We start from the raw sequence: 12,817 nt of genomic DNA, 5'->3' as shown, positions 1-12,817 counted from the left end.
GCATCATCGGGCTCGCGGGTGGCTGGCCGCGTACACCTCGCGCATGGTGTCCGGGGTGACCATCGTGTAGATCTGCGTGGTCGTCACCGACGCGTGCCCCAGCAGCTCCTGCACGACGCGCACGTCCGCGCCGCCGGCCAGCAGGTGGGTGGCGAACGAGTGCCGCAACGTGTGCGGCGACACGTGGTCGGCACCGAGGCCGGCACGCTCGGCCGCCACCCGCAGCACCGCCCACGCCGACTGCCGGCTCAACGGCGCGCCGCGCGTGTTGAGGAAGATCGAGGCGTTGCCGCGCCCCGCCGCCGCGAGCACGGGCCGGCCCCGCACCAGGTAGGCCTCGACTGCGCGCGCCGCGTACGAGCCGACGGGCACGACACGCTCCTTGCGTCCCTTGCCGAGCAGCCGGACCGACGCGCGGTCCGGCGACAGGTCGAGGTCGTCGACGTCCAGCCCGACCGCCTCGGAGATCCGGGCGCCCGTGGAGTACACGAGCTCGAGCAGCGCGCGGTCGCGCAGCGGGACAGGACCGTCGCCCAGCCCTGCGGCGTCCAGGAGCCGGCCCACGTCGTCGACGGAGATCGCCTTGGGCAGGCGCCGTGGCTGCGCGGGGGGACGGACCTCCGCGGCGGCGTCGGTCGGGGCGAGGCCGTCGAGCGCCAGGAACCGGTGCCACCCCCGCAGCGCGACGACGCTGCGGGCGGCGGACGCCGGCGACAGGACGGAGCGCCCGTCGGAGCCCGTGCGCAGCACGATGACGTAGTCCTCGGCGTCACGCTCGGTGATCTCCGCGGGGTCGGTGCGGCCGGAGGCCTGCAGGTGCTCGACGTACCGCGTGAGGTCCCGTCGGTACGCGGCGAGCGTGTGCACGGCCAGTCCCCGCTCGACCGCGAGGTGCGCGAGGTAGCCCTCGAGGGCGGCGGTCAGACGGTCGGCCACGTCCGCGACGTCACAGCGGGAGGAAGACGTCCACCGCGACCGCGACGGACAGCAGCGTCAGGTACGTGATCGACCCGTGGAACACCGTCATGGCGCGCAGCGGCGGGTGCTGGGGGTCGCGGGCACGACGCAGCAGCGCGATGCACAACCAGAGGAACCACGCGCCGAGCGCGGCCGCGACCGCGGCGTAGACCCACGTCATCCCACCGACGGGGACGAGCAGCAGCGAGCAGGCGATCATCGCGACGGTGTAGGCGATCATCTCCCGCGCGACCTTGGTGTCGGCGGCGACCACCGGCAGCATCGGGACGCCTGCGGCCGCGTAGTCCCGCCGGAACTTCATCGACAGCGGCCAGTAGTGCGGCGGTGTCCAGAAGAACACGACGCCGAACAGCAGGACGGCCTCCCAGGAGATGCCGCCCGTCACCGCGGACCAGCCGATGACGACCGGCATGCACCCGGCCGCGCCACCCCACACGATGTTCTGCGGCGTGCGGCGCTTGAGGATCATCGTGTAACCCACGACGTAGATGAGGATCGCCGAGGCGGTCCACATGGCCGACGGCGGGTTGACCACGAACCACATCCACGACAGGGACACCACGCCGAGGACCAGCCCGAAGACCAGCGCGGCACGCGGCGTGACGCGACCGGTGACGATCGGGCGCCGCCGCGTGCGGTTCATGACGGCGTCGATGTCGTGCTCGAGGTACTGGTTCAGCGTGTTCGCCGCGCCGGCCGCACCCGCACCGCCCACGAGCGTCGCTGCCACCAGGCCCAGGGACGGCATCCCCCGCGCCGCGAGGAACATCGTCGGGATCGTGGTGATGAGCAGGAGCTCGATGACACGCGGCTTGGTCAGCGCGACGTACGCGGCGAGCGTGCCCAGCACGCCCGACCACCCGCGGACCGGCGATCCGGGCGCCGCCGAGGGGGCGCCCTGCGGATCCTGCGACTCACCGCGTTCCACCGCGCCTGCCGCGCCGACGACGGCATCGGGGCTGGTCGCGTCGACGGACGCGGGGGTGGACGGTCGCACGCGCTTCGGTATCCGTTCGGGAGGGCGGACGGGGCTGCCGACGACCGCACGGACGAGGGCAGGTGGGACCGAGGTCCCGACCGCCATGGTACGCACCCTGGCACGGGCCCGGGTGGCGCCGCCCCGGCCGGACGCGCCCCGCAGCGCGTGAGATCCGTCGCATCGGGGCGTTGACCAGCGCCCGCACCCTCCGGAAGTCGGCTGGCAATCGATTGCCGCCAGGATGGACCGGGTGAGCACGACAACTCCGGTGGGCTATAGGCTCGCCGCCAGCAGACATCCCCGTCCGACGATGCGACGGGGCCCCAGCCGGACGCGCCGCTCCCCTGCGGCCGCTGACCGGAGACGCTCGGAACGACGCCCCGCGCGTGCGGGACGGGAATGAGGTGCGGTGAACGCGAAGGCTCCCCTGGCCACCAAGGTCGGCTGGTCCGACCTTGACCTGCGTGCGGTGGACACCACCCGCGTGCTCGCGGCGGACGCGGTCGAGAAGGTCGGCAACGGCCACCCCGGTACGGCGATCAGCCTCGCGCCGGCCGCCTACCTGCTCTACCAGACGGTGATGCGGCACGACCCGACCGACCCGCACTGGCTGGGCCGCGACCGGTTCATCCTGTCGGCGGGGCACTCCAGCCTCACGCAGTACATCCAGCTCTACCTCGCGGGCTTCGGCCTCGAGCTCGAGGACATCGAGGCGCTGCGCACGTGGGGCTCCAAGACCCCCGGCCACCCCGAGTACCGGCACACCGCGGGCGTCGAGATCACGACCGGCCCGCTGGGCCAGGGACTGGCCTCGGCCGTCGGCTTCGCGATGGCGGCCCGCCGTGAGCGCGGCCTGCTGGACCCCGAGGCCGCGCCCGGGACGAGCCCGTTCGACCACCACGTGTACGTGATCGCCTCTGACGGCGACCTGCAGGAGGGCGTGACGAGCGAGGCCTCGTCGCTCGCCGGGACGCAGGAGCTCGGCAACCTCGTCGTGCTGTGGGACGACAACCACATCTCGATCGAGGGCGACACCCAGATCGCGTTCACCGAGGACGTGCTCAAGCGGTACGAGTCGTACGGCTGGCACGTGCAGTACGTCGACTGGACCGTCGGCGGCGAGTACCGCGAGGACGTCGACGCCCTGCACGCGGCGATCGAGGCCGCCAAGGCCGTCACGGACAAGCCGTCGTTCATCGGCCTGCGCACGCTCATCGCGTGGCCGACCCCCGGCAAGACCGACGACCACTCGTCGCACGGCTCGAAGCTGGGCGGCGAGGCGATCCGCGGCCTGAAGGAGGTCCTGGGCTTCGACCCCGAGAAGAGCTTCGAGGTCGCGCCCGAGGTCATCGCGCACACGCGTTCGCTCGCCGACCGCGCCGCCACCGAGCGTGCGGCCTGGCAGGAGTCCTTCGACGCCTGGGCCGCCGCCAACCCCGACCGCAAGGCGCTGCTCGACCGGCTGCGTGCCGACGCGCTGCCCGAGGGCTGGGCCGACGCGCTGCCGACCTTCCCCGCCGGCAAGGCCGTGGCGACCCGTGCGGCGTCCGGCGAGGTGCTGTCGGCGCTCGCACCCGTGCTGCCCGAGCTGTGGGGCGGCTCGGCCGACCTCGCGGGCTCGAACAACACGACCATGAAGGGTGAGCCGTCGTTCCTGCCGGCGCACCGGTCGTCGCACGAGTTCGCCGGCGACCAGTACGGCCGCACGCTGCACTTCGGCATCCGCGAGCACGCGATGGGATCGATCCTGTCGGGCATCCGCCTGCACGGCCTGACCCGGCCCTACGGCGGCACGTTCTTCACGTTCTCCGACTACATGCGTGGCGCGGTGCGCCTCGCGGCCCTCATGGGGGTCAACGTCACCTACGTGTGGACCCACGACTCGATCGGCCTCGGCGAGGACGGCCCGACGCACCAGCCCGTCGAGCACCTCACCGCGGTCCGCGCGATCCCCGGTCTGGCCGTCGTGCGTCCCGCCGACGCCAACGAGACCGCCGCCGCGTGGAAGGCGACGCTCGAGCGGACCGACGGGCCCGTGGCGCTCGTGCTGACGCGGCAGAACGTGCCGACGTACCCGCGGGGCGAGGACGGTTTCGCGACCACCGACGGGGTGGCCCGCGGTGCGTACGTGCTGCTCGAGGCGTCGTCCGGCACGCCGGACGTCGTGCTCATCGGCACGGGCTCCGAGGTTCAGCTCGCCGTCGAGGCGCGCGAGACCCTGGAGGCGGCGGGCGTCGCGACGCGCGTCGTGTCCGCACCGTGCCTCGAGTGGTTCGCCGAGCAGGACGAGGAGTACCGCGAGTCGGTGCTGCCGTCCTCCGTGCGCGCACGGGTGTCGGTCGAGGCCGGCATCGCGATGTCGTGGCACAAGATCGTCGGCGACGCGGGTCGTTCGGTGTCGATCGAGCACTACGGTGCGTCGGCCGACTACCAGACGCTGTACCGCGAGTTCGGTATCACCGCCGAGGCCGTCGTGGCCGCGGCGCACGAGTCGGTCGCGGCGGCGCGTGGGGCGCACGCCGGGTCCGACGCTCCGGGCACCCCGACGCAGTCGGGGACGGGCGACCTGCCCGCCTGAGGCTCGATCGTGGCGGGGCCGGCTGCGGCCGGCCCCGCCACGCGCAGGACGCGAAGCACCTCGTGCGACGAAGGGGAACGACCATGACCTCCAGCACCACACCCCTGCACGCGCTGCGGGACGCGGGCGTCGCCGTGTGGCTCGACGACCTGTCCCGGCAACGGATCGCCTCGGGGGGCCTGGCCGACCTGGTCGCCCGCGGCGTCGTCGGCGTCACGACGAACCCGACGATCTTCGCCTCCGCGCTGTCGAAGGGTGACGCGTACGACGCCCAGCTGCGTGCGCTCGCCGTCGACGGCGCGGCCGTCGAGGAGGCGGTGCTCCGGATCACGACCGACGACGTGCGCGACGCGTGCGACGTGCTGCGCCCCGTGTACGACGCGACCGACGGTGTCGACGGGCGCGTGTCGATCGAGGTCGACCCGCGACTGGCGCGTGACACCGCGGCGACCATCGCGTCGGCCGAGACCCTCTGGTCCGAGATCGAGCGGCCCAACCTCTTCGTCAAGATCCCCGCCACCGTCGAGGGCCTGGCCGCGATCACGGCGGCGCTCGCCCAGGGCATCAGCGTCAACGTCACCCTGATCTTCTCGCTGCAGCGCTACCGCGCGGTCCTCGACGCGTTCGTCGACGGGCTCGAGCAGGCACGCGCCGCCGGGATCGACCTGGCACCGATCGCCTCCGTCGCGTCGTTCTTCGTCTCGCGCGTCGACGCCGCGATCGACCCGATGCTCGACGCCCTCGGCACGGACGAGGCCGCCGCGCTGCGCGGCACGGCCGCGATCGCCAACGCGCGGCTCGCGTGGGGCGTCTACCAGGACGTCGTGACGGGTGAGCGGTGGCAGGCGCTGGCCGCGGCCGGAGCTCGCCCGCAGCGGCCCCTGTGGGCGTCGACCGGGGTCAAGGACCCCGCGTACCCCGACACCCGGTACGTCGACGAGCTCGTCGTGGCGGGCACGGTCAACACCATGCCCGAGAAGACGCTCGACGCCGTCGCGGACCACGGCGACGTGCACGGTGACACCGTCACCGGCACGCAGGAGGCGTCGGCCGCGCTGCTCGACCGCATCGAGGCGCTCGGCATCTCGGTCGACGACGTCACCGAGCAGCTCGAGGTCGAGGGCCTGCGGAAGTTCGAGGCGTCCTGGACGGAGCTGCTGGCGACGGTGGAGGCGGGTCTCGCGCAGGCGGCCGGTCCTGATGAGGCGAGCAGGTGACGCCCGCGAAGGTCGGGCCGGACCAGAATCCCCTCCGCGACCCGCGCGACAGGCGCCTGCCGCGCATCGCCGGGCCCAGCGGCCTGGTCATCTTCGGCGTCACCGGCGACCTGGCCCGCAAGAAGCTCATGCCTGCGGTCTACGACCTGACCAACCGCGGGCTGCTGCCGCCCGGGTTCGCCCTGACGGGCTTCGCGCGACGTGACTGGGAGACCCAGGACTTCGAGCAGGTCGTGCGCGACTCGGTCAAGGAGTACGCACGCACACCGTTCCGGGAGGCCACCTGGCGCCAGCTGTCCGAGGGCATCCGGTTCGTCCAGGGGACGTTCGACGACGACGACGCCTTCGACCGGCTGAGCAAGACCGTCGAGGAGCTCGACGTCACGCGCGGCACCGGCGGCAACCACGCGTTCTACCTCTCGGTGCCCCCCAGCTCGTTCCCGGTGGTGTGCCAGCAGCTCGCCCGCTCCGGCCTCTCGCAGCCCAAGGAGGGCACCTGGCGCCGTGTCGTCATCGAGAAGCCGTTCGGACACGACCTGGAGTCGGCTCGCGAGCTCAACGACATCGTGTCGCAGGTCTTCCGGCCGGACGACATCTTCCGGATCGACCACTACCTGGGCAAGGAGACGGTCCAGAACCTGCTGGCGCTGCGCTTCGCCAACCAGCTCTTCGAGCCGATCTGGAACGGCAACTACGTCGACCACGTGCAGATCACCATGGCCGAGGACATCGGCATCGGTGGCCGGGCCGGGTACTACGACGGCATCGGCGCCGCCCGTGACGTCATCCAGAACCACCTGCTGCAGCTGCTCGCGCTGACGGCGATGGAGGAGCCGGTCTCGTTCGACGCGGCGGCCCTGCGTGCCGAGAAGACGAAGGTCCTCTCGGCCGTGCGGCTCCCCCGCGACCTCGGCCGGAACACCGCCCGCGGGCAGTACACCGCCGGGTGGCAGGGTGGCGAGAAGGTCGTCGGGTACGCGGAGGAGGAGGGCTTCAACCCCGACTCCACGACCGAGACGTACGCCGCGATCCGCGTGGACATCGACACCCGGCGCTGGGCCGGCGTGCCGTTCTACCTGCGCACCGGCAAGCGGCTGGGGCGACGGGTCACCGAGATCGCTGTGGTCTTCAAGAAGGCCCCGCACCTGCCGTTCGAGGCCACCGCGGCGTCGGAACTGGGCAAGAACGCCCTGGTCATCCGCGTCCAGCCCGACGAGGGCGTCACGCTGCGGTTCGGCGCCAAGGTGCCCGGCACGGCGATGGAGGTCCGCGACGTCACGATGGACTTCGGTTACGGGCACGCCTTCACCGAGTCCTCCCCCGAGGCGTACGAGCGCCTCATCCTCGACGTGCTGCTCGGCGACCCGCCGCTCTTCCCGCAGCACGAGGAGGTCGAGCTGTCCTGGAAGATCCTCGACCCGGTCACCGAGTACTGGGCGGCCCACGGCAAGCCCGACGAGTACCGGGCGGGCACGTGGGGCCCGGCCTCGGCCGACGAGATGATGGCCCGCGACGGGCGCAGCTGGAGGCTGCCGTGATCATCGACATGCCTGACACCAGCACCCGGGCCATCAACCGGCGGCTGATCAAGGAGCGCGAGGAGGGTGGGGCGGTCGCGCTGGGCCGTGTGCTCACGCTCATCATCGACGCCGACGCGCACGACCCCGAGGACGCGATCGCCGCCGCCAACGCGGCGAGCCGTGAGCACCCCTGCCGGATCATCGTCATGACGGAGCGCGCCGGCGCCGACGAGGCGAACCTCGACGCGCAGATCCGCCTCGGTGGTGACGCGGGGGCCAGCGAGGTGATCGTCCTGCGGATCTCCGGCGGCGTCACGCGGCACGTCGACACGCTCGTGATGCCGCTGCTGCTGCCCGACGCACCGATCGTCGTGTGGTGGCCGTACGACGTGCCGACCAACCCCTCCGAGCACCCGCTGGGCCGCATGGCGCAGCGGCGCATCACGGACACCACGGCGTGCTCGCGTCCCAGCCGCGCGCTGCGCAACCTCGCGCAGGTGTACGCCGAGGGCGACACGGACCTGGCCTGGACCCGCGCGACGCTCTGGCGCGGGCTGATAGCGGCGACGCTCGACCAGCCGCCCTACGAGCCCGTGCACCGCGCGGTCGTCACGGGCGAGAGCACGCACCCGTCGGTGGACCTCATCGCCGCCTGGCTCGCCCAGGCACTGCGCTGCCCCGTCGAGATCGAGCGGGTGCCCGGGGCCCCGGCGATCACCCAGGTCCGGCTCGAGCGCACGTCCGGCGACATCGTGCTCGACCGTCCCGACGGGAAGACCGCCTCCCTGCGGCAGCCCGACCAGCCGGAGCACCGCATCGCGCTGCCGATCCGCCAGCTGCGCGAGTGCCTCGTGGAGGAGCTGCGCCGGCTCGACGCCGACGAGGTGTACGGCGACGTCCTGCAGAAGGGCCTCACCCGCATCGACACGTGACACCGGCGCGGCATCCGGCCGCCGGCGCCACCCTGCCCGACGAGCCCGGCGGCGCCGGGTACTGGAGGAGACGCATGAGCCCCGCCCCGCCCGAGGTCCTGGTCCACCCCGACGCCGACGTGCTGGCCGCCGCGACGGCCGCCCGCCTGCTCACGCGACTGATCGACCTCCAGTCCCACCGGTCACCGGTGCACGTCGTCCTCACGGGCGGCACCGTGGGCATCGCGACCCTGCGGGCCGTGGCCGCCTCCCCCGTGCGCGACGCCGTGGACTGGAGCGGCGTGCACCTGTGGTGGGGCGACGAGCGCTTCCTCCCGGACGGCGACCCGGACCGGAACGAGACGCAGGCCCGTGAGGCCCTCATCGACGCCCTGGGTGACGCGTTGCCCGCCGGCAACGTCCACCCCGTCCCGCCGCTGTCCGCCGACGTCCCCGACGGCGAGAGCGCCGCGCGACGCTACGCGGCCGAGCTGCGCGCCCACGCGGCGGGGGACGGTGTCGCGCCGCAGCTCGACGTCCTCCTCCTCGGCATGGGACCCGACGGGCACGTGGCGTCCCTGTTCCCCGGGCGCACGTCGCTGTTCGAGGCCAACTCGATCGTCGTCGCGGAGCACGACTCCCCCAAGCCGCCGCCGGAGCGGGTCACCCTGACGTTCCCGCTGATCCGGTCGGCGCGTGAGGTGTGGGTCGTCGCCGCCGGCGCCGAGAAGGCCCCCGCCGTCGCCCGCGCCCTCGCGGGGGACGACGTCCGCGAGACGCCCGCAGCGGGCGCGTACGGCACCGAGCGCACCGTCTGGCTGCTGGACCTGGCGTCGGCCGCGGACCTGCCGGCCTCCGACGCGTCCGTGGACCCGGGGCAGCCGGGCGGCACCGCCGACGGCGGGTTGCGTCCACGCAGCGCCTCCGGCGCGGAGGGTGCGTGGGCCGCGGTGGACGCGTACGTCGCCCCGCTCGTCGACGAGCCACCGGCCGCGCGGGCCGTGCAGGCCGCCGCCGCCGACGCGGGACTGCCCGACATCGCGGTGAGCGCCGCCCAGGGACGCCTCCTGGACGTGCTCGCGCGCGCCGTCGGCGCGCGTCGGGTCCTCGAGATCGGCACGCTCGGCGGGTACAGCACGTGGTGGCTCGCGCAGGCCGTGCCGGCGGACGGCACGGTCGTGACCCTGGAGCTGAGCGAGGCGCACGCCGCTGTCGCGCGGGCGTCCCTGCAGGACGCCGGTCTGCACGACCGCGTCGAGCTCGTCGTGGGTCCCGCCCTCGCGTCGCTCGACCGCCTCGTCGCCTCCGGGACCGACCCGTTCGACCTCGTGTTCGTCGACGCCGACAAGCAGCAGCTGGCCGCGTACCTCGACCGGGCGATCGCCCTGTCCCGGGCGGGCGCCCTCATCGTGGTCGACAACGTGGTGCGCAACGGCGCCGTGGTCGATCCCGAGCACCCCGACGACCGCGTGCAGGGCGTGCGTGCGTTCTACGAGCACGCCGCTGCCGACGACAGGCTCGACGGCACGGTCGTGCAGACGGTCGGCGAGAAGGGCTACGACGGGTTCGCGCTCCTGCGCGTGCGCTGACCCCGCCCGCCCGGCGCGTCGTCGACGCGCCGCGGTGCACGACGACGGCGCCGCACCCGTGGGGTGCGGCGCCGTCGCGACGTCGAGGTGCCGACCGGCGTCAGGACCGGTGGCGGCTCGTGGGGCTCAGCGGCCCCGCCGTGCCCGCAGTGCCGCGAGGGCCTCGTCGAGGATCGCTGCACCGTCCTCCTCGCTACGACGCTCCTTCACGTACGCGAGGTGGGTCTTGTACGGCTCGTTCTTGACCGGTGCCGGCGGGGCCTCCGGGTCCTGCCCTGCCGGGAAGCCGCAACGCGGGCAGTCCCACGTGACGGGTGCCTCCTCGGCGGCCTCCTCCGCGAAGCTGGGCCGCGTCTCGTGCCCGTTCGCGCACCAGTAGGAGATCCACACGCGCGGGGCTGCGTCACCGCGTTCCGCCTCGCCCATCGGGCCGGCTCCGACGCGCGACCCCCTGATCGCACTCCCGCTCGCCATGGCCAGGCCCCCCTACTCCGAGAACTTCTCGATCAGACCGAGCAGGACGATCATGACCGTCCACAGCAGGGCGACGGTCACCGTGATGCGGTTCAGGTTGCGCTCGGCCACGCCCGACGATCCGGCGCCGGCGGTGATGCCACCGCCGAACATGTCCGACAGGCCGCCGCCCTTGCCCTTGTGCAGCAGCACCAGCGGGACGAGCAGCAGGCTGGCGAGAACCAGCAGCACCTGGAGGGTGATACGCATGGCAGTCACGTCGGTGGGATTCCTCACTCGGGCGGTTCGGTGCAGCAGTGCGCCGGTGCCGTGGTCGGCGTCGTCGCATGTCGTGCCGGTGCGGTCGTCGGCGCGTGCGTCGACTGGGTGACCGCGGTACAGGGTAGGCGACGTGGGGCGGTAGGTTCCACCACCACGCAGTCCGTGGGACGCCAGGCCCGGGGCCAGGGCGCCGCGGGTGCGGCGTCCTGGCCCCGGTCGAGGGTCAGGCGACGGTGTGCGCCTGGTACCGCGCGATCTTGGCGAACTCCTCCGGGTCGAGGCTCGCGCCACCGACCAGGGCACCGTCCACGTCGGGCTTGGCCATGATCGACGCGACGTTCGACGACTTCACCGAGCCGCCGTACAGGACGCGCACTGCGTCGGCCGTGGCCTGGTCGTACAGCTCCGACACGCGCACGCGGATCGCCTCGCAGAGCTCCTGCGCGTCCTCGGGCGTCGCGGTCTCGCCGGTGCCGATGGCCCACACGGGCTCGTACGCGACGACGAGGCCGGCGACCTGCTCGGCCGTCAGCCCCTCGAGCGCGCCGTCCAGCTGCGCGAGGGTGTGCGGCACGTGCTCGCCGGCCTTGCGGACCTCGAGCGGCTCACCGACGCACAGGATCGGCACGAGGCCGGCAGCCAGGGCGGACTTCACCTTGGCGTTGACGATCGCGTCGTCCTCGTGGTGGTACTGGCGACGCTCCGAGTGTCCGACGGCCACGTAGGTGACGCCGAGCTTCGCGAGGAACAGCGGCGAGATCTCGCCGGTGTACGCGCCGGACTCGTGCGCCGAGACGTCCTGCGCGCCGTAGACGATCTCGAGCTTGTCCGCGTCGACCAGGGTCTGCACGCTGCGCAGGTCGGTGAACGGCGGCAGGACCGCGACCTCGACGGCCGCGAAGTCGTGCTTCGCGTCCTTGAGCGTCCACGCCAGCTTCTGCAGCGTGTGCGTCGCCTGGTGGTGGTCCAGGTTCATCTTCCAGTTGCCCGCCATCAGCGGGGTGCGGGTCGTTGCCACGTCTCAGCCCTCCAGGACCGCGATGCCGGGGAGGGTCTTGCCCTCGAGGAACTCCAGCGACGCGCCGCCGCCGGTCGAGATGTGGCCGAAGTCGGCCTCGTCGAAGCCGAGCGTGCGCACGGCCGCGGCCGAGTCACCGCCGCCGACGATCGTGAACCCGCCGTTGCGGCCCGCGTCCACCAGCGCCTGCGCCACGGCACGGGTGCCGGCGGCGAACGCCTCGAACTCGAACACGCCGGCCGGACCGTTCCAGACGACGGTCTTCGCGTCGACGATCTTCGACGCGAACAGCTCGGCGGTCTTCGGGCCGATGTCCAGGCCCATCTGGTCGTCCGGGATCGCGTCGATGTCGACGACCGTGGCCGGGGCGTCGGCCTTGAACTCGGGGGCGACGACGACGTCGACGGGCAGGACGATCTCGACGCCCTTCTCCTTCGCCGTGGCGAGGTAGCCCTTGACGCGGTCGATCTGGTCCTCCTCGAGCAGGCTCTTGCCCACCGAGTGACCCTGCGCGGCCAGGAACGTGAAGAGCATGCCGCCGCCGATGAGCAGGCGGTCCGCCTTGCTCAGGAGGTTCTCGATGACGCCGAGCTTGTCGGAGACCTTCGAGCCGCCGAGCACGACGACGTACGGGCGGGCCGGGTCGTCGGTCGCCTTGCGCAGCGACTCGACCTCCTTGAGGACGAGCTGGCCGACCGCGTGCGGCAGCCGCTGCGCGACGTCGTAGACCGACGCCTGCTTGCGGTGCACGACGCCGAAGCCGTCGGAGACGTACGCGTCCACGAGCGACGCGAGCTCGTCGGCGAGGGCGCCACGCTCTGCCTCGTCCTTCGAGGTCTCCCGCGCGTCGAAGCGCACGTTCTCGAGCAGCGCGAGCTGCCCGTCCTCGAGGGCCGCGACGGTGGCCTTCGCGGAGTCGCCGACCAGGTCCTGCGCGAGCGCGACAGGCTGACCGAGCAGCTCACCGAGCCGCGCGGCGACCGGCGCCAGCGAGTACTTCGCGTCCGGCGCGCCCTTGGGGCGGCCGAGGTGGGCCACCACGACGACGCGCGCACCCTTGGCCAGCAGCGCCTGCAGCGTCGGCAGGGCGGCGCGGATGCGGCCGTCGTCGGTGATGGTGGTGCCGTCGAGCGGCACGTTGAAGTCGGAGCGGACGAGGACGCGCTTGCCGCGCAGGTCCCCCAGGTCGTCGATGGTCTTCATGGTCTCCTACCTACCTGTCGCCGGACGCGTCCGGCGACCTCGGGCTCCCCGCTGCGCGGGGCACTGTGTGGGGCGTCGGCCCCGGACGC

General features: G+C 73.0%; 11 protein-coding genes. 5 read left to right on the top strand and 6 right to left on the bottom strand.

What is annotated here, in order from left to right; all coding sequences use genetic code 11:
- Nucleotides 1-3 precede the first annotated feature (3 nt).
- Nucleotides 4-936 (bottom strand): site-specific tyrosine recombinase XerD, encoded by a 933-nt coding sequence (locus IR158_RS06930; protein ID WP_291811227.1) that lies wholly within the window; start codon nt 934-936, stop codon nt 4-6.
- Between the two features lie 10 nt (nt 937-946).
- Nucleotides 947-1,828 (bottom strand): heme o synthase, encoded by an 882-nt coding sequence (locus IR158_RS06925; protein ID WP_291811627.1) that lies wholly within the window; start codon nt 1,826-1,828, stop codon nt 947-949.
- A gap of 538 nt (nt 1,829-2,366) precedes the next feature.
- Here IR158_RS06925 and tkt point away from each other — a divergent pair.
- The 5 genes from tkt to pgl all read left to right on the top strand — a co-directional run bounded on the left by tkt (nt 2,367) and on the right by pgl (nt 9,772).
- Entirely contained in the window at nt 2,367-4,535 is a 2,169-nt protein-coding gene (gene tkt, locus IR158_RS06920; RefSeq protein ID WP_291811224.1) for a transketolase, read from the top strand.
- Nucleotides 4,536-4,618: 83 nt separating this feature from the next.
- Nucleotides 4,619-5,752 carry a transaldolase gene (gene tal, locus IR158_RS06915; protein WP_291811222.1) on the top strand — a complete coding sequence of 378 codons (1,134 nt, stop codon included), beginning with the start codon at nt 4,619-4,621 and terminating at the stop codon, nt 5,750-5,752.
- Entirely contained in the window at nt 5,749-7,290 is a 1,542-nt protein-coding gene (zwf, locus tag IR158_RS06910; RefSeq protein ID WP_291811219.1) for a glucose-6-phosphate dehydrogenase, read from the top strand. The genes tal and zwf overlap by 4 nt, the downstream gene beginning before the upstream one ends.
- Nucleotides 7,287-8,204 (top strand): glucose-6-phosphate dehydrogenase assembly protein OpcA, encoded by a 918-nt coding sequence (locus IR158_RS06905; protein ID WP_291811216.1) that lies wholly within the window; start codon nt 7,287-7,289, stop codon nt 8,202-8,204. The genes zwf and IR158_RS06905 overlap by 4 nt, the downstream gene beginning before the upstream one ends.
- A gap of 74 nt (nt 8,205-8,278) precedes the next feature.
- Nucleotides 8,279-9,772, top strand: coding sequence for a 6-phosphogluconolactonase (gene pgl, locus IR158_RS19330; RefSeq protein WP_366928412.1), 1,494 nt, complete (start codon nt 8,279-8,281; stop codon nt 9,770-9,772).
- A 126-nt stretch (nt 9,773-9,898) separates the two neighbouring features.
- On the opposite strand, the gene IR158_RS06890 is transcribed toward pgl, so the two are convergent.
- The 4 genes from IR158_RS06890 to IR158_RS06875 form a co-directional block, all read right to left on the bottom strand.
- Nucleotides 9,899-10,246, bottom strand: a complete 348-nt coding sequence (locus tag IR158_RS06890) for an RNA polymerase-binding protein RbpA (protein ID WP_291811213.1) — start codon at nt 10,244-10,246, stop codon at nt 9,899-9,901.
- Between the two features lie 12 nt (nt 10,247-10,258).
- A complete protein-coding gene (gene secG / locus IR158_RS06885; RefSeq protein WP_291811210.1) occupies nt 10,259-10,504 on the bottom strand; it encodes a preprotein translocase subunit SecG in 246 nt (81 codons plus the stop codon).
- Nucleotides 10,505-10,730: 226 nt separating this feature from the next.
- Complete coding sequence (tpiA, locus tag IR158_RS06880) at nt 10,731-11,525, bottom strand: triose-phosphate isomerase (RefSeq protein ID WP_291811207.1); 795 nt, start codon at nt 11,523-11,525, stop codon at nt 10,731-10,733.
- A 3-nt stretch (nt 11,526-11,528) separates the two neighbouring features.
- Nucleotides 11,529-12,728, bottom strand: a complete 1,200-nt coding sequence (locus IR158_RS06875; protein ID WP_291811205.1) for a phosphoglycerate kinase — start codon at nt 12,726-12,728, stop codon at nt 11,529-11,531.
- Nucleotides 12,729-12,817: the final 89 nt, after the last annotated feature.

This window comes from Cellulomonas sp. (assembly GCF_015234515.1).
In the GTDB taxonomy this organism is placed as follows: Bacteria; Actinomycetota; Actinomycetes; order Actinomycetales; family Cellulomonadaceae; genus Cellulomonas.
Note: the sequence above shows the minus strand (reverse complement) of the source record. Positions and strands in the feature narration are given on the sequence as shown.

Bases quoted from the DNA above. Each gene is read 5' to 3' on its own strand.
- pgl (WP_366928412.1), top strand. From the start codon at position 8,279: ATGAGCCCCGCCCCGCCCGAGGTCCTGGTCCACCCCGACGCCGACGTG.
- IR158_RS06875 (WP_291811205.1), bottom strand. From the start codon at position 12,728: ATGAAGACCATCGACGACCTGGGGGACCTGCGCGGCAAGCGCGTCCTC.
- IR158_RS06890 (WP_291811213.1), bottom strand. From the start codon at position 10,246: ATGGCGAGCGGGAGTGCGATCAGGGGGTCGCGCGTCGGAGCCGGCCCG.
- tal (WP_291811222.1), top strand. From the start codon at position 4,619: ATGACCTCCAGCACCACACCCCTGCACGCGCTGCGGGACGCGGGCGTC.